Annotated in this window: 21 protein-coding genes; 2 read left to right on the top strand and 19 right to left on the bottom strand. The window is 47.9% G+C overall.

Annotation, left to right across the window (positions count from 1 at the left end; all coding sequences use genetic code 11):
• Positions 1 to 3 precede the first annotated feature (3 nt).
• The 12 genes from K5X84_RS00480 to K5X84_RS00425 are packed head-to-tail and all read right to left on the bottom strand — an operon-like array spanning position 4 to position 8389.
• Positions 4 to 534, bottom strand: coding sequence for a LolA family protein (locus K5X84_RS00480; RefSeq protein ID WP_222236163.1), 531 nt, complete (start codon positions 532 to 534; stop codon positions 4 to 6).
• On the bottom strand, positions 531 to 941 hold the full coding sequence (locus K5X84_RS00475) for an acyl-CoA thioesterase (protein ID WP_222236161.1): 411 nt from the start codon (positions 939 to 941) through the stop codon (positions 531 to 533). The genes K5X84_RS00480 and K5X84_RS00475 overlap by 4 nt, the downstream gene beginning before the upstream one ends.
• Positions 938 to 2485, bottom strand: a complete 1548-nt coding sequence (locus K5X84_RS00470; RefSeq protein WP_222236159.1) for an HAL/PAL/TAL family ammonia-lyase — start codon at positions 2483 to 2485, stop codon at positions 938 to 940. Before K5X84_RS00470 ends, K5X84_RS00475 begins: the two co-directional genes overlap by 4 nt.
• A 1-nt stretch (position 2486) precedes the next feature.
• Positions 2487 to 3431 carry an LpxL/LpxP family acyltransferase gene (locus tag K5X84_RS00465; protein WP_222236157.1) on the bottom strand — a complete coding sequence of 315 codons (945 nt, stop codon included), beginning with the start codon at positions 3429 to 3431 and terminating at the stop codon, positions 2487 to 2489.
• A 2-nt stretch (positions 3432 to 3433) separates the two neighbouring features.
• Positions 3434 to 4174: a glycosyltransferase family 2 protein gene (locus K5X84_RS00460; RefSeq protein WP_054488773.1), complete on the bottom strand. Its 741-nt coding sequence runs from the start codon at positions 4172 to 4174 to the stop codon at positions 3434 to 3436.
• A 1-nt stretch (position 4175) separates the two neighbouring features.
• A complete protein-coding gene (locus K5X84_RS00455; protein ID WP_054488775.1) occupies positions 4176 to 4532 on the bottom strand; it encodes an ApeI family dehydratase in 357 nt (118 codons plus the stop codon).
• A gap of 7 nt (positions 4533 to 4539) precedes the next feature.
• Complete coding sequence (locus K5X84_RS00450; protein WP_222236155.1) at positions 4540 to 5892, bottom strand: AMP-binding protein; 1353 nt, start codon at positions 5890 to 5892, stop codon at positions 4540 to 4542.
• Positions 5870 to 6418: a COG4648 family protein gene (locus K5X84_RS00445; protein WP_054488778.1), complete on the bottom strand. Its 549-nt coding sequence runs from the start codon at positions 6416 to 6418 to the stop codon at positions 5870 to 5872. The genes K5X84_RS00450 and K5X84_RS00445 overlap by 23 nt, the downstream gene beginning before the upstream one ends.
• A complete protein-coding gene (locus K5X84_RS00440; protein WP_054488780.1) occupies positions 6418 to 6669 on the bottom strand; it encodes an acyl carrier protein in 252 nt (83 codons plus the stop codon). Before K5X84_RS00440 ends, K5X84_RS00445 begins: the two co-directional genes overlap by 1 nt.
• 11 nt (positions 6670 to 6680) lie before the next feature.
• A complete protein-coding gene (locus K5X84_RS00435) occupies positions 6681 to 6953 on the bottom strand; it encodes a phosphopantetheine-binding protein (protein ID WP_054488782.1) in 273 nt (90 codons plus the stop codon).
• Entirely contained in the window at positions 6895 to 7731 is an 837-nt protein-coding gene (locus K5X84_RS00430) for a lysophospholipid acyltransferase family protein (protein ID WP_222236153.1), read from the bottom strand. The genes K5X84_RS00435 and K5X84_RS00430 overlap by 59 nt, the downstream gene beginning before the upstream one ends.
• Positions 7721 to 8389, bottom strand: coding sequence for a beta-ketoacyl synthase chain length factor (locus K5X84_RS00425; RefSeq protein ID WP_222236151.1), 669 nt, complete (start codon positions 8387 to 8389; stop codon positions 7721 to 7723). Before K5X84_RS00425 ends, K5X84_RS00430 begins: the two co-directional genes overlap by 11 nt.
• Positions 8390 to 8467: 78 nt before the next feature.
• Between K5X84_RS00425 and K5X84_RS00420 the strand changes: the two genes are divergently transcribed.
• The gene (locus tag K5X84_RS00420; protein WP_222236150.1) at positions 8468 to 9025 is read left to right on the top strand and encodes a 4'-phosphopantetheinyl transferase family protein; all 558 of its coding nucleotides are present in this window, start codon (positions 8468 to 8470) and stop codon (positions 9023 to 9025) included.
• On the opposite strand, the gene galE is transcribed toward K5X84_RS00420, so the two are convergent.
• The gene (gene galE, locus K5X84_RS00415; RefSeq protein WP_222236148.1) at positions 8995 to 10002 is read right to left on the bottom strand and encodes a UDP-glucose 4-epimerase GalE; all 1008 of its coding nucleotides are present in this window, start codon (positions 10000 to 10002) and stop codon (positions 8995 to 8997) included. The genes K5X84_RS00420 and galE overlap by 31 nt on opposite strands.
• Before the next feature lie 239 nt (positions 10003 to 10241).
• Here galE and K5X84_RS00410 point away from each other — a divergent pair, with 239 nt between their 5' ends.
• Complete coding sequence (locus K5X84_RS00410; RefSeq protein WP_199493980.1) at positions 10242 to 10697, top strand: DUF3429 domain-containing protein; 456 nt, start codon at positions 10242 to 10244, stop codon at positions 10695 to 10697.
• Positions 10698 to 10699: 2 nt separating this feature from the next.
• Here the strand turns inward: K5X84_RS00410 and K5X84_RS00405 are convergent, their stop codons facing one another.
• The 6 genes from K5X84_RS00405 to K5X84_RS00380 all read right to left on the bottom strand — a co-directional run bounded on the left by K5X84_RS00405 (position 10700) and on the right by K5X84_RS00380 (position 18679).
• On the bottom strand, positions 10700 to 12919 hold the full coding sequence (locus K5X84_RS00405) for a glycosyltransferase (protein ID WP_222236146.1): 2220 nt from the start codon (positions 12917 to 12919) through the stop codon (positions 10700 to 10702).
• Positions 12916 to 13980, bottom strand: coding sequence for a lysylphosphatidylglycerol synthase transmembrane domain-containing protein (locus tag K5X84_RS00400; protein WP_054488796.1), 1065 nt, complete (start codon positions 13978 to 13980; stop codon positions 12916 to 12918). Before K5X84_RS00400 ends, K5X84_RS00405 begins: the two co-directional genes overlap by 4 nt.
• A gap of 225 nt (positions 13981 to 14205) precedes the next feature.
• Positions 14206 to 14880 (bottom strand): SDR family oxidoreductase, encoded by a 675-nt coding sequence (locus K5X84_RS00395; protein ID WP_054488798.1) that lies wholly within the window; start codon positions 14878 to 14880, stop codon positions 14206 to 14208.
• A 9-nt stretch (positions 14881 to 14889) separates the two neighbouring features.
• Positions 14890 to 17070 (bottom strand): catalase/peroxidase HPI, encoded by a 2181-nt coding sequence (gene katG / locus K5X84_RS00390; protein WP_222236144.1) that lies wholly within the window; start codon positions 17068 to 17070, stop codon positions 14890 to 14892.
• 186 nt (positions 17071 to 17256) lie between these two features.
• Entirely contained in the window at positions 17257 to 17691 is a 435-nt protein-coding gene (locus tag K5X84_RS00385) for an anthrone oxygenase family protein (RefSeq protein WP_222236142.1), read from the bottom strand.
• 82 nt (positions 17692 to 17773) lie between these two features.
• Positions 17774 to 18679: a pirin family protein gene (locus tag K5X84_RS00380; protein WP_222236141.1), complete on the bottom strand. Its 906-nt coding sequence runs from the start codon at positions 18677 to 18679 to the stop codon at positions 17774 to 17776.
• Positions 18680 to 18818: the final 139 nt, after the last annotated feature.

Genomic DNA, 18818 nt, shown 5'->3' with positions numbered 1-18818 from the left:
ATGTTACCTTTGGCTCAGTTCAATACGGGTGGTGTTACCGTTTTGCTCAAACAACTCCACAAGTTCAACGCGATCATCTCCACAGCTGTGGATTTTTTCAATCACACTGGCCAGCGTGTCTGCTTTTGGCACCATCACCACGCACTCTTGCTCTACCGACAGGTTGAATTGCTGCTTAAGCACCGCTTCATCCTGTTGCAAAATAGCCAATAACAACTGCGCAATGGTGTCACTGCCACTTATCGACTCCGCACCGCCCTGCTCAAAAATACCCTGACGGTTTATGGTCAATTCCTGCTGTTGAGGTTGCTCGGTTGTCCAGATAATTTCATCCGTACTAATATCCAGTTGCCCCGAACTCACCAAAGGCCTAGGCAGCCCTGACAACTGTTTTTTCTGATGGAAGTCCAGCGACAGCGGCAACGGCTCTGATTGCTTCTCTAATGCCGACAGCGCCTTTAACGAGTTATCGTCCTCGGCAGAAGTAACTGCTGAGACCATAAAGAACACCGTTGCCACCAATAAACGCATCATGAGCGCTCAACCCCCAGCTTTTCAAACACAATGTCAGGGGATTCAAACAGCATTTCGCGCGTTTTTTTACACACGGCTACCTGCACACTGGTGGCTTTGGTTAAAAGCTCGTTACTCTCAACACAGCGAATTTCATAGTTCATTTTCAGTCGATGCTCCCACTCCACCAAAGTGGCCGTCACCCGAATGTGCTGCCCGTAAGTAGCCGACGCAACGTACTTTAAGCGTAAGTCGACAATTGGCCACAAATGACCATTGGCTTCCATATCCGGATAGTCATAATTGAAGGTACGCAACAACTCGCTGCGCGCCATTTCAATGTATTTTATGTAATGCCCATGCCAGACAACGTGCATGGCGTCGACATCGAAAAAGGGAACATCAATAGTCAAACTGGCTTGTTTCATGCTGGCTCCTGATACAAGTTCCAGACTTTTAATCGTAACTGGGTCAGCCAATAGCGTAACTCCGGCTCTAACTGACGGTCTTCCGTCAGTAGGTCAAACTGGCTGGCCAGGCTTTCAAGCATTTCAACAACACCAGACGATGGGCTCACAGGCTTCTCTGCTATGCGCTTGCGCAACTCAACGCCTTGATAAGCTGCCAGCAAGGTTGCGATAACCACCTGTTCGGTCAGCTCCAGAATACGGATACAGTCACGGGCAGCAATAGTACCCATGCTCACTTTGTCCTGGTTATGACACTCAGTTGAACGCGAAAAGACACTGGCAGGCATGGTTAATTTCAATGCCTCGGCGGTCCAGGCTGAGCAGCCAATTTGCACCGCTTTAAAGCCATGGTTAATGGATGTTCTCTCGCCTTCTGCCGCGGACAAATTAGAGGGCAAACCGTGGTTCATTTTCGTGTCCATCAGCAGCGCCATTTGCCGATCATGCAGGTCCGCCAGGTTCGCCACAGCCGTTTTCATCGAGTCCATTACCATAGCAATATGACCGCCATAGAAATGCCCACCATGCAGAACGTGCTCTCCCAGACCGTCAATAATGGGGTTGTCATTGGCGCTGTTTAATTCATTTTCTATGGTTTCTTGAAACCAGGGTAAACTGTCCTTCAGTACGCCGATAACATGAGGGGCGCAGCGAATGGAATAACGGTCCTGCAGGCGCGATGAATTTCTCGGGTGCTCCACATGGTTCAGGTCTTGCTGGATCCAGCTGGCTACTTGTTGCTGCCCTTTATGAGGTTTCACGGCAAACAGCAGGTCATCAAAATGGTTACTGTTTCCTTCCAGGGCTATGCTCGCCAAAGAAGTAATACGGCTGGATAACCGGGTTATATACTCCGCTCTGTCCCAGGCCAGGCAAGCCAATGCAGTCATTACAGCAGTACCGTTCATAATGGCCAGGCCTTCTTTAGGCCGCAGTTTGTGAACCGACATGCCAAGCTCTTTAAAAGCTTCTGCACTGTTCATCACTTTGTCGCGAAAACGCACGTCTCGCTCACCAATAAGCGCACCGGCAATGTACGACAAAGGCGTTAGATCGCCGCTGGCACCTACGCTACCTTCTTTTGGAATAAGCGGTAACATGTTTTCGTTCAGCATCACCACCAGGCGCTCCAGCAACTCCCAGCTGACACCGGAATAACCTTGAGCCAGCGAACTTAAGCGCGCTGCCAGAATGGCACGGGTTTCCTGCTCATCAAAGGTATCTCCCAGGCCGCAACCATGAAAACGCGTAAGGTGAATGGGCAATTCATTAACTAAGTTCTCCGGTACCGTTACGGTGCAGCTGTCGCCATACCCCGTTGTTACGCCGTAAATAACTCCGTCCTGCTCAAGTAATTCATCCAGAAAACGGACACCGGCATCGACTTTTTCGACAAACTCCGGCGCATCGCTTAATGCGGCCTGCGCTTTGCCATTGGCTATTTCTACCACGTCTTTAATGGTCAACGGGCGGCCACCAAAGGCTATAATCGATGTCGTCATACTACTGACTGTCCTTCTTCCAGAAATCAAAAAAATTAAACCACTGATAAGGGTAGCGTATCGCTAATTTCTCCAGTGTTTCACTGTAAGCTTTCAGAACTGGCTGCAAAGCCTCCCGCCTGCTTTTTCGCGGTAGCTTCAGTTGGTCACACGCATGGTTGAGATATAAATCGTAATGTCCGTCATCAGAGTTCTTTAGGCAGAACAAAAAATACACGGGGCATTCTAACACACTGGCCAATATCCAGGGCCCTAAGGCAAGTGCAGCGGGCTTACCTAAAAACTCCTGATCTATGGTCTGCCCGGGCTGAGTCACCGAGGTTCTGTCCCCTACAATGACCACAAACTCACCTTGTTCAATGCGCTCTTTCAGTAATATGGTCAGTCCCATATCAATGTCGGTCACCTGAATAAGGTCAATATCAACTTTCGGGTTAACGTTTTTTAATGCACGGTTAAACGACTGCGCATGTTGGGTAAACACCAGTACATTCATGCGCCGGGTATACTTTTTTGAAGCCAGCGCTCGCGCAACCTCCAGGTTACCCAGGTGACTACCAATTAGAATACCGCCCTTTGGTTGTTTTTCTAAATCGTCAAAATGGGTGTCACCACAGTTGCGCACCTGGTTCTTAGAAACCTTACCAACCCAGGCATCAATTTTTGCCAGAGCGTGTAAACCAAACTGCCAAAAATGGTACCAACTTTGGCGCCATCCCGGCTCGGCAACAAAAGGAGACTGTTCACCAGCAAATGAATGCACACGACGAAGGAAGTCCAGAGACGCCCTGCGAGGAGCGCCTCCGGTCAAAAAGAAGTAAGTGATCACTGGCGCTAAAATCAGCCGCATTAACCAGTGGCCGCCGTACTGATAGGCTCGAAGAACAATAACGATGCCCCAGTAGCTGCCGCGCTCTTTCTTTTTCGCCCAATGCTTCTCCACCATAATTAACGTTTAAACCTACGCAGTAATAAAAGCGGAATGCGTGGCAACATGCCAAAAAACAAGCGTGTATGCAGCCAGGAAATTTTCAGGTTATCCTGCAGTGCTCTGAAGTGTGACTGTCCGCCTTGTGGGTAAATCACCTTGGTTGGAATAAACAAAACTGGTGTTCCGGCCCAGTATAGGCGCACCATAATTTCAATATCGAAGTCCATGCGTGTGCCAATATCGCGACGCTTTATTAAGCCCACTGTCTGGTACAAGGGATATACCCGAAAACCACACATAGTATCCTTTATCTGCATCGATAAAGTTTCGATGTGCACCCAAAAGTGAGTGATCTTGCGCCCAATGCGTCGGCTGGTCGGCATGCTGTCATCATACTGCGGAAACCCGCTTATCAGCGCGCCGGGGTTCTGTTTCGACAAAGCTAAAAACTCAGGAATATCATTACTGTCATGTTGGCCATCAGCGTCTATTTGCAACGCGTGAGTAAAACCTTCTTCAGCCGCCAAATGGAAGCCGGCCATAACCGCCCCGCCTTTTCCACTATTTTCGGGAAGCGTGTGCAGTAGTACAAGTGACTTATGCTCTTCCGCTAAAGTTGCCAGAACTTCTTTGGTATGAACATTTGAGCCGTCATCAACAATAATAATTGGCAACTCGTAAGGCAGCAGTCGCTCAACCGTTGCCGTAATGGTTTTATCGTGATTATAAATAGGAATAAGAAAGCAATACTGAGACATATTAATTAAACACCAGGCGTCCGGAAGACAGCGCTTTATCACCGTCAGAATATTTAAAGGTAACGCAGTCTTCGCGTTTTCTCTCAATGAACAAGTCAACCGTCGCCCCGGGTAAAATCATGTCGTTAAACTTGAGGACTTCAATGCGTTGAATTGAGGTGGGTGTTGACCAATGCTCAGCGGCAAGCTGCACCACCCAGTCAAGTTGTGCGACCCCGGGTAAAATGGGCGCTGAAGGAAAATGACCCTGCAAATAAATACAATCTGCTTCTAATTGAAACTGTCCATTAAGTGCTGGCTTTTCATTCTCGCCGGCGCTTTCGGAGAAGCGAATAAACTTAGGTAGTTGAGTCTGCATAATCTCTCTACTTTTCCTCTTCGAACAACGCCTGTAGGTCAGCCTGAGTGACTTTGCCGGCGCCGTTATAAGGTAGCTGCTCCACATAGCGAAAACGTTTAGGTACAACGACTTTTTCAAAACGCTGCTGTAAATGATGACGCAACTCCTGACGCACTTTAAACCGCCCCTGGGCATTAAGTTCTGCATTTCCGGCGGAGTTCAGCACTAACACCAAACCCAACTCAACACGAGGGCTATGTAACACACAAGCTTTGGCTGACTCGACCCATTCGTGCTGCTGAATAAACTGCTCGACTTCGTTCAGCGATACTCGCTTTTCAGCAATTTTAGTGACTCTGTCCTGGCGTCCGAGTAACAGAAAACACCCCTGCCCCTGAAGCTGAACTTTATCTTCTGTAGTATACGGCCTTTGTGGCTCTTTAAGATACGGTGACTGAATAACCAGTAAATCGTTGTTGTCGCAGCTCACCTCTATGCCGGCCAGAGGCTTGAAACTATCTGAAGCACCCGGATTACGCTGCCGCCAGGCTATACCTCCGGTTTCCGTACTGCCATACACCTCAATGGGGGCCTGCAGTTCATTGTCAGCGAAGTTGTTAGGAACTGAGCCCGGCAACGGCCCACCTGACGAAAAGACCATGGTCAAAGCGTTTTTATGCTGCGCCAGCTGTGGCAAGTTATCCAAACGCTGCAAATGTGCAGGACTGCTTACCAAAGCGTAACGCCGACCGTCAGCTTTCGCCAATAGTTGCTGCAATTGCTCAGGGTAATCGACTAAAGGTAATGTTACCGAACGCCCGGCTGCAAGAGGCCATAGAACTGTAAACAAAAGCCCGTAAATGTGCTGATGAGTCACCGTGGTCAGAATATCCGTCTGGCCGAGTTTATCTGCAAAGGTCTGCTCCAGCGTCTCTACTTCCAGCCATAACTGTCTTAGCGTTTTTTCTACTGCTTTAGGTTTACCACTGCTACCGGAGGTGAAAAAGGTCAGAGGGGAGTCCAAGTCACCTTTTAAGATCAAAGAAGGCGCATCAGAACGCCCTTTGGAAGGTAATTCTTCCGGTACTCTGAATGCATACTGAGATGATAGCTCTGACAGGGTCGCAGGCTTATCATTAGCTGGCAGAATAATTCGCTTTTTACTCTCTAGCAGCGCGAAGAACCAAACACTAAAACGATACCAGTCACGCTGATAAAGTAACGCATCGCCTTTCTGCTCATTAAGCCAATCAGCAGCGGCAGCCACATCCTGAAGCCAGGCTGAAACACTGATGGGTTCACCGTTAATTGAGGCTAGTTTTGCATCCGGGCACAGCCATTGCAGCTCCCATTGCTCAGTGCTTGTTTTTAACAACACGCCGCACACTCCACTCAACCACAAAAAGTAACCCAATCAGCACGTAGGATATAAAACCGTTGTATAGCGTCCAAAGCTCAATGTCACCATGAACTGCCGTCGCCAGCGCAATAGCACCATTCATAAGGAAAAATACGGCCCAGACCATGGTCACTTTTTCAGTGTAAGCAACGGCCTTCTCAGACAATGAGCCTTCCATCAGCGTCGCTAAGCGGGTTATTACCGACGGTTTGCGCCATAAGGACGCAACAAAAACCAGCAGCAATGCCGCATTCATCCAGACCGGATAGAACAACACACCTGTCAGCTGGTCAGCAAAAATAGCCGTTACGGAAACGACCAATAACACGGCCATTGAAAGCCAGCTTCTGGGATGACCAATACCCTGGGCAACAATGCTTAAACTCAGTAAGGTAATCAGTGCCAGTAGCAGCCAGTTTGTCAGGCCGTTCTGCGCAAACCACCAAACCATCAGAGGGTAGGCAATCAGTAAGCCACTGATTAATAAACGCAGAGCGGTTTTCATTAATTGCTGTGAACGAGTTTATAAACTTCTTCGACAACATCCTCGACAGTACGCACCGCTTTAAACGCATCCGGGCTGATTTTTTTACCAGTGATTTCGCGTAATTTAACCACTAAATCTACCGCATCAATCGAATCAAGATCCAAGTCCTGATACAGGTTTGCGTCTAAAGAAATATCATCAGATTCTATCTCGAAGTCTTCTTCAAGAATTTGAACTAATCGCGCATACACTTCGTCTTTCGTTTTCATCGTTCCCTCGTTTATTCGCCGCGATTATTAGCGACAAAGTCCGCTAACGTATCAACACTGTAAAAGTGCTTTTTTGTTTCCGCTGAGTTTGCATCCAGCTTTACGTCGTACTTCTTCTTTATTGCCAAACCCAGTTCCAATGCATCAATGGAATCGAGGTTCAGGCCATCGTCATCGTCTCCGAATAAAGCGGCTGAGTCATTGATATCTGATACCTCAACATCCTCAAGATCCAGCGACTCGATAATCAAGGCTTTGATCTCTTGCTTCAGGTTTTCCGTCATCTTCTAACACCTTTTCATAGTAATTCTGTAAGTCGCGAGTCAGTTGACGCGCGGCAATGCTGAGCTTTTCAGCATTGCAGTATACGGCTGAATCTATTTCGCCTAAATAATGCACCGACAAGGTCGGCTTTTGTTGCGGTGCACAGTACCAGGCCTCATTTTTAATCAAAGTTACAGGTACGCAATCCACGCGTAGTGCCGTAATTTTAGCCCGTGTACGCAACGCCAAATGCGCTGCGCCACGTTGGAATTTGACCACTTCTCCTGGTGTCGTGCGCGTACCTTCAGGGAATATAATGAGGTTATTCCCCTGCGCCAGCGAGCGCTCACAGTCGTTGACCAAATCTTCCGGATCGTCATTGCTTAAATAACCCGTTGAACGGATAACGCCCCGCATAAAAGGGTTCTTCCACAGGTGTGACTTAACCACACAGTCTGGATTGGGCACAAAAGAAATCAATGCCACGACATCAATTAAGCAAGGGTGATTCGCAATAATGACATGACCCCGAACGCTTCGTAGCTTCTCAATTGCCTTAAAGTCAAAGTTGAACACGCCGGTCCACTTCATTACGCCGATAAACCACTTAAACGTCAGTTGCACTAAACGCCGGGCCCGGGCCTGGCGCTGCTGCTCATTCCCGTTAGATAGTATGGCCAGTAAGGGCAGCGCAGTCACCGACAGCAACAGGCCGCCTAAACCAAAAATGGCAAAGCAAAGCCCTGTGGCGAAACGTCGCCAGGTGCGATTAATGACCTGCCAGAGACTAAGCAACATGCCAGCTCCACCTTACCTTGTTATAGTCTTGAACCACCTTACCGCCGCCGGCATCCAGTATTTTCTGCACGCTGTTAGCAACTGACCAGACGTCTTCCTGTAATTGACTTTCTTTTCCAACCTGACGATCCAAAATCAATTCTTGTCCGTTTTTTCTATGGAGTAAAACCGCATGAGAAAAACCGGTTACCGGCGATTTAACCTGCCCGGAGTACACCGCAGGAGGCACTTCATCAGCATACACTAACAGTACCTGCTCAGCTTCGCTTTGTAGCTGGCTTAACGCCTCTAACCACCCTAAAGGGTAGGTTTGCTCACCCGCCGACAAGGTTGTCATAGACTGCCTGTTGTCAGCGGCCATGCTGTACTGCCCCAGTACGGCATTATTCACCGAAAGCGCAAACTGGGTTGGCGACAAAATTTCCCCCCGCACCAATTCCCGCAGTAACTTCTCGGTGCGGTGTAAGTCGCCATGCCGCGTTGCCAATACCACCGGTGTCTCTTGCAACTGAGGGTGCCTTTCACTCAATTCCAGCATGGCAGTTATCAGCACTTTCGCATACGAGCTCAGCCGCCGTCGGGTCGAAGCCGGAATTTGCTTCAGCCGTTCACGACATTCGGTCTGGACTAATGTACTATCAGCTACAAAGGCTCGCATAGGGTTTGGACAGATACTCAAAAAAGAAGCGGAATAGTACAGAATCTCACTCTACATTTCAAAAATATAACAGCGCATATGGTTATCGGATATAGGCTCTACAACGACACCGCATCACCCCGGCAAGTGTCGGAAGCAACGCGGGACTTACTGATACAGCTTGTCAGAAAGTACTGGCTGGTTTCCGGACCTGTTCACGTCACTATAGACAAAACGCCTTCCGGTGCCCCACTACTGAGCGTAAACGAGCAGCCCGTTTATTGCTCACTTTCTCATAAATCGGGATTCATCGCCGCCGCCTACTCAACAAACTGTAGTATCGGCATAGACGTTGAGAACTTGCGTACCAGCAAAAACTACCAACGCATTCGTGACTATTATAAAGATGGATTTCTAACAGGTAGCTCTTTGACTAAGCAAGCATTTTTCCGACAGTGGACCTTAGCCGAAGCGGTAGCCAAAGCCTCAGGTGAGCCCTTACTTAAAGTTCTGGAGCAGCCTCTTGAAAAGCAGCAACACGCGGCAAGATACTTCCGGCTAAACTCTTTTTTGCTGTGTGCTTACCAGGCAGTGACAGCGGATAAAGTCAGTGATATCTCACTGTATCAGCTCGACAGCGATAACCAGTGGCAGTAGTCCCGGGCTATAACACTCAAATCCGACTCTGCTCGCCAGTTTAGCTCTCTATGGGCTTTGTCTACCTCGGCGTAGCAACTCTCTACGTCGCCCTGCCGCCTGCCTGAAAACTGAACCGGGATGGTGCGCCCGCTCGCCTTTTCAAAGGCCCGTATAACCTCAAGCACCGACTCGCCTTTGCCCGTTCCCAGATTAAAGACCTGATGCCCGGTTTGCGCAAACCCCACTTCCAGTGCAGCCACATGGCCTTTTGCAATATCGCAGACATGAATGTAATCGCGTATCGCTGTGCCGTCATCGGTCAAATAGTCATGGCCGTAAACATGAATTGAGCCGACTTTGCCAGTAATGACATCACCAATAGCCGGAACCAAGTTTGCCGCTGGCTTAAGCGGTTGTTCGCCGAGGAGCCCCGAAGGATGAGCTCCCGCCGGGTTAAAATAACGCAAACTGACCGCAGAAAAATTGGCATTGCTGTTACAGTAATGACTTAGGTCGCATTCAGACTGAAACTTTGTCTCGCCATAAGGGTTAGTGACGTCTCCCGCTGGGGCCGATTCAGGAATTGGTACTGTTGACGGGTTTCCATATACGACAGCAGAAGACGAAAACACTAGCCGGGTAACAGAAAATGCTTTCATTACCGATAGCAGTTTACGCGTACCGTCCACATTAGTCGTAAAATACTGGTCTCTTAACTGATAACTTTCCTGGGGATTCTTTAGCGCCGCAAAATGGATAACGCCATCAATAGAGTACTGCCGAAAGACACCGGTTAATGCGTCGATGTCGCAAATATCGACTTGATGAAAGTCTGGCCGCTTGCCTGTAACCTTCTGTATTTTATCAATGACCGACGCGCTGCTGTTGCTCAGGTTATCAACAACAACCACTTGGTAACCGTTGAGTATTAACTCAACCACGGTATGCGAGCCAATAAAACCGCAGCCTCCGGTAACCAGTATCCGTTTATTCATAGATCTTGCGCCCAGCAACGTTAGCGTCACTAAAAGTCAAAGGGCCGAAATAGTATCGGCTGACTTTTACTAAAGCAACTGAAACTCGTAAACAACAGGCCTGTAGGGGAAAGTCGACGAGAGAAAAAAGACATTGTTGTTATCGTTTATTACGCAAGTTATTTAAAGTTAGACTAAACGTAAAGAGAACAATTACCGTAAAAACAACTATAACTCACATCTGGTGGACTGATTTGCTTATGAATAAAGGCAAAAACTGGCTTATACACACACTGGGCTTTCTCGGGCTAATCCCCTTTTTAGCATCGTCTCTTGCTGCATTAATGGGGACGGGCGCATTTTGGGGCATACAACCGCTGGAGTTCTTAATCACCTACGGCGCTATTATATTAACCTTTTTAGGTGGCACCTTATGGGGGCGGGCTTTACATCGTGCTGAAAGCGAAAAAACCGCAGGCTTACTACTACTAAGCAATGTTTTTGCTCTTTTAGCCTGGTTCACAATACTCATTAACCTACCCGCCTGGTCTCTGGGTCTGCAAATGCTCGGTTTTGTTTTAGTCCTTTTCTTTGAACAAAAGCTCGCCCGCAGCTCCGCCATGACTTCTTATATGGGCTACTATCGTATTCGCGTTTTATTAACAACAGCCGTTGTTGTCTGTCAGTTGCTGGTATTCGGCAACCATATTTTGTAACGCTACTTGGTCTGGTGGTAACGAGCCAGAGTTTCAGCGTAAATAAGGCGCACGTCCTTACTGAACTTTTCAACCGAATAGTCACGAGCAAACGCCAGAGCATTGTCTGAAAGGCTCTGGCGCAAATCCGTATCATCCAGAATTTGTTTAACCCGTTCGCACCATAACGACTGCTTAGCCGGTGTTTTGTAACCGTTATGCCCATCTTCAACGACATCATCAATACCGCTTGAGCGCACCGCAACCACCGGCAGACCGGCAGCCATCGCTTCCAGAATAACCATACCCTGAGTCTCCGACTGAGACGCAAATAAAAACGCGTCACCGAGTCGGTACCAGGCGGCCATCTGCTCAGGAGGAACAGCACCGACCAGGGTAATGTGCTGCTGCAGGTTCATCTCGTCAATGCGCCCCTGTAATCTGCGACGCTGATGGCCGTCACCCACTATCAACAACCGGAATGCTTTATCCGTCTGCTCCTTCAATTGCGCCATGGCGTCTATCATGAAGTCGATATTCTTTTCATTAGAGAGCCGGGAAACGCTGACAAAAACGGCTTCGTCGCCAATATTCTGCTGTTTGCGCAAGTCCTCAACCTGTCTCGCGTCAACCTGCTGAAAGCGATCAAACTCAATGCCGGTTGGCTGCACAAAGGTCGGACGCTTTACGCCTATCATGCGTAAGTACTCTTCAGTCGACTGCGTAGGCACAATCACACCATCGCATTTGTTTGCAAAGCGACGAACCAAAAAGTGCGCAATAATGTTACGAAACAGCGAGCCGGGCAAAAACACAAAGTGAGCATAGTGCTCTAGCCGGGTGTGATACGTATAAACCACAGGAACTTTAAGTCTGCGAGCCACAAAAACCCCGAGCGACCCTATCCAGAACGGGTGGTGTACATGAATAATATCCGGCTTGAACGCTTTGACCTTTTTACGTACGGCGCCTGAAAAAATATTGGCAAATCGAAACTCGCTTTTTTCACCAAAAGAGAATAACGAAGGCATACGCACCACATTCTCTTCTTTTTCTGCTGCACGTTGATAGCGCGGTGCAACAACCAGAACTTTGTCCTTAAGCTGCACCAGTCCGCTTCGTAAGCGTTCGATAGAAATAGGCACGCCACCAATAAAGGGCAAGTAATTGTTGGTAAACATAGCCACCCGCATGGTTTTCTTAAGCCAGGGCTCTGGGTCAATGTCGTAGTCCGGGTAGTACTCTTTTCCGACAAACACAGCGTTATAGAGCTTGGTGCTAATAACCAGGAACAAACTGACTAAAAGAATAAAGTTGAGGTAACCCACATAAAACAGGGAGTGAATAAAGAACCACAGACTTTCCAGTTGCTTCAAAATGGGGTGCTGACCAACTTCCAGCTCTTCAACCGAATGCTCGACGGAACCATCGGCGCTCACGGTCACTTTCACATAGTGATAAAAGCTTTCATCCTGGTTCAGTACCAGACCACCTGCACCACCGGTTGTTATGTAAGGTATGCCGTTATGTTCTTGTTCCGAATAGATTGAAATGTTTGATGAAAACACCCGGTCGACACCAAAGTTTTCCAGCGTCTGCAGCAACGCGCTTCTGAATTCAGCAGGCTGTAAAAAGTCGTCATCCTCGGCCAGAAAAAACGCTTCTTCCGGCTCCAGAGGTGGGTGGCCAATAAAAACAAACCGATGCGTCGATTCATCCGCCTTAAGAGTGTCGGTTAACCACCGTAACTGCCACTGCCAGGGGGTTTTTTCAGTGCTGTCGAGGAAGATAAAACGGCTGTCACCGGCGGTAAAGCTGAAAAAATGAGGCCCATAGTGATCATAAAAACGAAAGCTGCCAAACTCTTCGTATTCGTTGTTACCAAAGGTCAATAAATAAGGCATATCCAAACGGGACAGAGTACCCCGTATTGCCCGGTATTTGTCCTCTCCGCCGCTGCTAACAGCATTTCCTGCGGACACGAGAAAGTCGACATTGGCATCGTTCAGCATTGGAATAATGCGGCGTTCAAAAATGCCTACCGAATTATTGATGTTACCAACCACCGCAAAACTGTAACTGTCTTGTCCTTCCAGCCTGGCGCTGATAGCTGCAAGCTGATCTGTATGCTCTGCCTCGAATTCAGAAGTCACCAGGTTCAAATAAACTTTATAGCCAATAAGGCTGACAACTATGGCTATATTTAAGTAGAACAGGGCTTTTAATAATTTCTTTTTATTCATTGTATGCCCTGTGTTTTGGCCGAGTTAACTAAGTATCGTTGTAAAATAAACAGCCCCAACAGCATGCCCAAATAGATGGTTAAAAAGCGCCAGCTGAAGGTAACCAACAGCAAATGATTTTTAGCTAAGATGTCACTGAAAAAGCTACCGAAAACGCCTTCAGAAATACCGGATGCCCCCGGGGTTGGCGCAAAGTACATTATAAAAGTTGTGACAACCAACAGTCCCAGGCTTATCAAATAATTTACATCGTATCCCAGCCCCCACATCAATAATGCCGGAAAACTGAACAGACTGAGCAGGAAAATAAAGGTAAATAACACGGACAGTAAAATAGCGACTTTCGAGCCACGACAATATTCGGAAAAACTATGAGAAAAGCGCAGCATCTCGCGTCGCGTTTTATACTGCCAACGCAGATGACGCTCCGGGCTAATCAGTTGCAATTTATGTATGCCCTTACAAAGGAAACTTAAGGGTCCAATAAGCCAATGCGCTCTGAGTAAAACGACGGCGAAAAAGAGCAGGTACAGTACAATAAATACCGCTAGTGCAGTACCAATATCGCTAATAATCGCTTTGTCCTGCAAAGGCTCCAGCGTTAACAAAAATACCGGCGTCAGTGAGAAAATAAAGAAAATAGCCAGTACCGTGCGAATCGTCGTGGCCGCTGTTGCCTTACCAATAGGCACGCCGTGTTCGTGCAGAAACCAAACTTGAGCAAAGCCGCCGCCGGTCGCCATAGGCGTAATATTGGAAAAGAAAATATTGATAAAAACCAGTTTTGCCATGGCTTTCTTAGGTATCCGGTAACCCAGAGCCCGCAGTGTGTAGTATAGACGTAAGCCATCAGCGGAAAAATAGATAAGCAAAAGCAAGACAGTAACGCTGAGTACTTCCGGGGCGAACAGACGAAAATCAAAGGTTAAACTACGACCGGAGAAATGATCATAAATGGCATAAAAGCCAGCAACCGTAAGCAAAACAAACAGCACACTAAACAGCGCTAAACGTTTCCAGGAGGCTTTGTATTGCTTTTCTTCTTCCACTGAAGCGGTCATTTTCTGCTGTCTACTCCCTACAAAGCCTAATGCTTAAGGATTATGGAGTTGTCCCGGTGGGATGTCAAAACCGTTGAGTCCATAAAAAAGCCCCCAAAGCGGGGGCTGAAAACTTAACCAGGGAGTTACAACCAATCATTTGTTAAGTCGTGCTGTAGCTTACTTACCCAATATGACAGTTTTTAGATTTCCCTGTTTTATTTCGATGACAGCTACTTTTTCCTCTTAATAAGCTGGCATTAAGAACACTTCACGCACGCAGTTACGCGGGTTAGCGTTTATTGCGTAAAGTACTGCATCGGCAACATCATCGGGGTCCAGCTTATCCGGTTTGGGTTCATCAAAGAACGGCGTATTGACCATACCCGGTGCTATTGTTGTGCAGCGACCATTCCACTCTTTCATTTCTTCAGCTAAGTTCTGAGCGAAACCGTGCACAAACCATTTGGTGGCACCATAAACAGAACCTTTAAGCGTAATGCGCCCGGCAGCTGATCCTGTCATTAGAAAATGACCGGTAGTTTTGCGCAAGTGCGGTAAGGTCAGTTTCGCGGTATACAGAAGCCCGTTGATATTCACATCAACCATTTGCTTCCATTCTTCCGCGTCGCCTTCTTCAGTACCTGGTGTTGAAACACCGGTTCCTGCATTTGCGAACACAGCGTCCAACTGACCAAACTTATCAACGCCCTGCTTTACGGCCTGCTCAAGCTCGTCAAAGTTACCCGCATCGGCGGCAACACCAATGGCGTTATCAGAGCCAAACTCTTCAACCAGCGCATCCAACTTGTCTTTCCGTCGCGCCGTTAATATTAGCTTTAACCCTTCTTTTGCCGCTTTGCGCGCCGTGGCTTCACCGATGCCGCTTGAGGCACCGGTAATTAATAGTACTTTCGACATGCTTCCTCCTTAAGCTAAATCAAAGCGGTCAGCATTCATAACCTTAGTCCAGGCTTTCACGAAGTCTTTTACAAACTTCTCCTGGTTGTCATCCTGAGCATACAGCTCTGAATACGAACGCAGGATTGAGTTTGAGCCAAAGACTAAGTCAATGCGGCTTGCTGTCCACTTCAGTTCGTCGGTTTTGCGGTCACGAACTTCGTAGTGATCATCCGCTTTTTTCCAGACATTGTTCATGTCAGTCAAATTAACGAAAAAGTCGTTAGTTAACGTACCAGCCCGGTCAGTAAATACGCCGTGCTTAGACTCACCGTAGTTCGCACCTAAAGCACGCATGCCACCCACAAGAACCGTCATTTCTGGTGCCGTTAAGCCCATCAAATGGGTACGATCCAACATCAGTTCTTCGGCCGGTACCGCGTAGTCCTTCTTCAGGTAGTTACGGTAACCGTCATGCAATGGCTCTAACGGCTCAAAGCTTTCCACATCGGTTTGCTCGTCGGTTGCATCGCCACGACCCGGCGCAAACGGAACCGTTAGGTTATAACCGGCATCTTTTACCGCTTTTTCAACCGCTGCCGTACCGCCAAGTACAATCAAGTCGGCCAGGCTGACTTTCTTATCCAGGGTAGACTGCAACTCTTCCAGTACGCGAAGGACTTTATGCAGTTTTTCCGGCTCGTTACCATGCCAGTCTTTTTGCGGCGCTAAGCGAATGCGTGCGCCATTTGCGCCACCGCGGAAGTCCGAACAACGGAAGTTACGTGCACTGTCCCATGCGGTAGAAATCAGCTCGTAAGACGTTAACTCTGTGTTCAGTAACTTCTCTTTTAAATCAGCAACTTCTTGTTCGCTTAAGGTGTAGTCCACTTTCGGAATCGGATCCTGCCAAATTAGGTCTTCTTTCGGCACATCCGCGCCTAAATAACGGTCTTTAGGCCCTAAGTCACGGTGCGTCAGTTTAAACCAGGCACGAGCGAATACGTCGGCGAAGTACTCAGGATCTTTGTAGAACTTCTCGGCAATTTTGCGATAGTCCGGATCCATTTTCATGGCCATATCAGCGTCAGTCATGATTGGGTTATGACGAATGGACGGGTCTTCCACATCGACCGGTTTATCTTCCTCTTTAATGTCGATAGGCTCCCACTGCCAGGCGCCAGCCGGGCTTTTCTTCAGCTCCCACTCGTAGTTAAACAACAGGTAGAAGTAGCCGTTGTCCCACTGCGTTGGGTTTGTCGTCCAGGCACCTTCAATGCCACTACTCATGGTGTCGCGGCCCACACCTTTACCACCGCTGTTGCGCCAGCCAAAGCCTTGCTCTTCAACATCTGCCGCTTCCGGCTCAGGACCTAAATTCTCTTCTTTGCCATTACCGTGACATTTACCCACAGTATGACCACCCGCAGTTAGCGCACAGGTTTCTTCGTCATTCATTGCCATGCGCTTAAAGGTTTCGCGTACGTCTTTTGCGGTACGAAGCGGATCAGGATTACCGTCAACGCCTTCCGGGTTCACATAAATCAAACCCATTTGCACTGCAGCCAATGGGTTTTCAAGCGACTCACGCTCGTCATCTGAACTGTAGCGGTTTTTAGTTTCCGCCAGCCATTCTTTCTCGCTACCCCAGTAAGTATCTTCTTCAGGATGCCAGATGTCCTCACGGCCGCCGGCAAAACCAAAGGTTTTAAGACCCATCGACTCGTAAGCCATATTACCAGCCAGAATAAAGAGATCAGCCCAGGACAGTTTGTTGCCGTACTTTTTCTTAATTGGCCACAATAAGCGACGTGCTTTGTCTAAGCTTACGTTATCCGGCCAGCTGTTTAACGGCGCGAAGCGTTGGTTACCGGTGCCACCGCCACCGCGACCATCGGCTAAACGATAAGAACCTGCGGAGTGCCACGCCATACGAATCATTAAGCCACCATAGTGACCCCAGTCAGCCGGCCACCAGTCCTGGCTGTCGGTCATGAGATCTTTCAGGTCCTGCTTTAACTCTTCTAGATTAATTTTTTTGAATTCTTCCGCGTAATTAAAGTCGTCATCCATTGGATTCGCTTTGGTGTCGTGCTGGCGCAGAATTTCCAGCTTTAAGGAGTTTGGCCACCAGTGCGTGTTCGTTTTTTTCTCAGATGTCATGCTACCGTGCATGATTGGGCATTTACCGCCACCGCTTGAACTACTCATTATGCCTTCCTTATCTCTGTGCTTAAATTTGAATAACTGTTATCTATAGTTATAGCAACGCTCAGCCATTTACTCCAAGGCAAGATACCGTTTGCTTTGATAGGTTTTATAGATACAGATTAAATAAGAGGAAGGATCGGTCAGCCTCGCAGTCTTGCTAACCACTATTTGACAGACATCACTAGATTACCCGGAAAGAGCGTACACATATAGAATCGCTGCAACGAGACTTAAACTGCTACGGACCGCATGGAGCCGCCCCCATTTAACCAATAACCGATGAGTCTCTGTCACTGACAGACTTCCTTCCGGCGAAAGCAGTTGCTTATTGGTCGGCATGATAACGATAAAGGTAAAAGGAACGACAGAGAAAACGAGTACTGCTCCAATATACCAGAGCAATGAGTCGCCGCTTAGCGCAACAATTAGCCCTGAAATAGCGGCTACCAGTGCCAGCGAAGCTTGCATAACAGCCGCACGGCGGTAACTAGGCCCAAAAACGGTTGCCGCTAGTTCAGTGCCACACTCTAACCGCGCAGGATGTTCGGCAAAATTAATATAAATGGCTGCACCCGCAAATAATGCGCAGGATAGTACTGCGATAATTTCAAAAATATACATTAATAAGACACCTTAATTACTGGCGCATTTATTAACTAACTTACTTTCTAACATGCAGTAGTTCAACAACCCCATGATAACTCTAACTTAACTGTCCAAGTTTCCCTGCGGCATAATCCGCTTCAATCTGTTCAATGTCACTTTCGGTGCTCATGACAAACGGGCCTTTTTGAACAAACTCTTCTTTTACCGGCTCAGCGGAAAATAAAACAAATTTGATATCGGAGGAGGATTGATTTGCCAGTTCAATGGTACTGCCAAGTGATGCTGACTGGTTACCTATCGCTAGTGCCTGTCCGGACGGTAGCGTCACGCTGCGGTCAGATACCCTTAACTCTAGTGAACCTGACACGGCATACAACCAGGCGCTCTCGCCTGCGTTCAAACGATGAGAGAAAGATGAGCCAGAAGTAAGACTGCCATCTAAAATAGTCATTGGTAGTGCTGGCGAGTCTTCACTTTTCACTCCGTTGCTTTCCCCAAGCATGACTCTAACGCGAGCTCCTGCTTCCTGAATAACCGGTACCTTACTGGCCTTAACATGAAGCGCCTCGGGCGAGCTGGGCTTTAGCCTTGTCGGGAGGTTTACAAACACCTGCAAACCGTGAATTTTAGATCCATTTCTTGGCGACTCGTCGTGCACAACGCCAGAGCCTGCTTTTAACCAGTATAAATCTCCGGGTAATAGATCGAAGTCATTGCCTAGCGTATCGCGGTTATGAAATTTTCCTACGGTATCTTCAAACAGAAGTGAAACTGCGGATAAGCCTGCATGCGGGTGAGCTCCAAAGGTCGGCTCTACCATTGTATAATGATCAACCATCACAAGTGGATCCATTGCGCCCGAAAACGCCTTCTCTCTGAAGCTTTTCGCTTTGAAGCCTCCACCAACATCCAGCGGCTTACCTTCGGTGACCTTCGTAATTGAAACTTGCTCATTCAATGCTTCAGAAAATGTCTTTCCGGTTCGGTTTTCTGGTCGGTTCATTTTTGTATCTCCCAACATTATATTCGCTACTCAATAGGATTTAACTCTAGCAGTAGAACAATAAGAATCTCCACAACCAAGAAATGAAACTTTCATTCTATATTTAGAACGATAAACTAATAATAACGGAGCCCTGCTA

This window comes from Idiomarina abyssalis (genome assembly GCF_019797805.1).
GTDB classification, from domain to species: domain Bacteria; phylum Pseudomonadota; class Gammaproteobacteria; order Enterobacterales; family Alteromonadaceae; genus Idiomarina; species Idiomarina abyssalis.
This window is presented reverse-complemented; position numbering and strand designations above follow the sequence as displayed.

Coding starts and splice junctions, on each gene's coding strand:
- K5X84_RS00480 (WP_222236163.1), bottom strand. CDS start 534: ATGATGCGTTTATTGGTGGCAACGGTGTTCTTTATGGTCTCAGCAGTT.
- K5X84_RS00475 (WP_222236161.1), bottom strand. CDS start 941: ATGAAACAAGCCAGTTTGACTATTGATGTTCCCTTTTTCGATGTCGAC.
- K5X84_RS00470 (WP_222236159.1), bottom strand. CDS start 2,485: ATGACGACATCGATTATAGCCTTTGGTGGCCGCCCGTTGACCATTAAA.
- K5X84_RS00465 (WP_222236157.1), bottom strand. CDS start 3,431: ATGGTGGAGAAGCATTGGGCGAAAAAGAAAGAGCGCGGCAGCTACTGG.
- K5X84_RS00460 (WP_054488773.1), bottom strand. CDS start 4,174: ATGTCTCAGTATTGCTTTCTTATTCCTATTTATAATCACGATAAAACC.
- K5X84_RS00455 (WP_054488775.1), bottom strand. CDS start 4,532: ATGCAGACTCAACTACCTAAGTTTATTCGCTTCTCCGAAAGCGCCGGC.
- K5X84_RS00445 (WP_054488778.1), bottom strand. CDS start 6,418: ATGAAAACCGCTCTGCGTTTATTAATCAGTGGCTTACTGATTGCCTAC.
- K5X84_RS00440 (WP_054488780.1), bottom strand. CDS start 6,669: ATGAAAACGAAAGACGAAGTGTATGCGCGATTAGTTCAAATTCTTGAA.
- K5X84_RS00435 (WP_054488782.1), bottom strand. CDS start 6,953: ATGACGGAAAACCTGAAGCAAGAGATCAAAGCCTTGATTATCGAGTCG.
- K5X84_RS00430 (WP_222236153.1), bottom strand. CDS start 7,731: ATGTTGCTTAGTCTCTGGCAGGTCATTAATCGCACCTGGCGACGTTTC.
- K5X84_RS00425 (WP_222236151.1), bottom strand. CDS start 8,389: ATGCGAGCCTTTGTAGCTGATAGTACATTAGTCCAGACCGAATGTCGT.
- K5X84_RS00420 (WP_222236150.1), top strand. CDS start 8,468: ATGGTTATCGGATATAGGCTCTACAACGACACCGCATCACCCCGGCAA.
- galE (WP_222236148.1), bottom strand. CDS start 10,002: ATGAATAAACGGATACTGGTTACCGGAGGCTGCGGTTTTATTGGCTCG.
- K5X84_RS00410 (WP_199493980.1), top strand. CDS start 10,242: ATGAATAAAGGCAAAAACTGGCTTATACACACACTGGGCTTTCTCGGG.
- K5X84_RS00405 (WP_222236146.1), bottom strand. CDS start 12,919: ATGAATAAAAAGAAATTATTAAAAGCCCTGTTCTACTTAAATATAGCC.
- K5X84_RS00400 (WP_054488796.1), bottom strand. CDS start 13,980: ATGACCGCTTCAGTGGAAGAAGAAAAGCAATACAAAGCCTCCTGGAAA.
- K5X84_RS00395 (WP_054488798.1), bottom strand. CDS start 14,880: ATGTCGAAAGTACTATTAATTACCGGTGCCTCAAGCGGCATCGGTGAA.
- katG (WP_222236144.1), bottom strand. CDS start 17,070: ATGAGTAGTTCAAGCGGTGGCGGTAAATGCCCAATCATGCACGGTAGC.
- K5X84_RS00385 (WP_222236142.1), bottom strand. CDS start 17,691: ATGTATATTTTTGAAATTATCGCAGTACTATCCTGCGCATTATTTGCG.
- K5X84_RS00380 (WP_222236141.1), bottom strand. CDS start 18,679: ATGAACCGACCAGAAAACCGAACCGGAAAGACATTTTCTGAAGCATTG.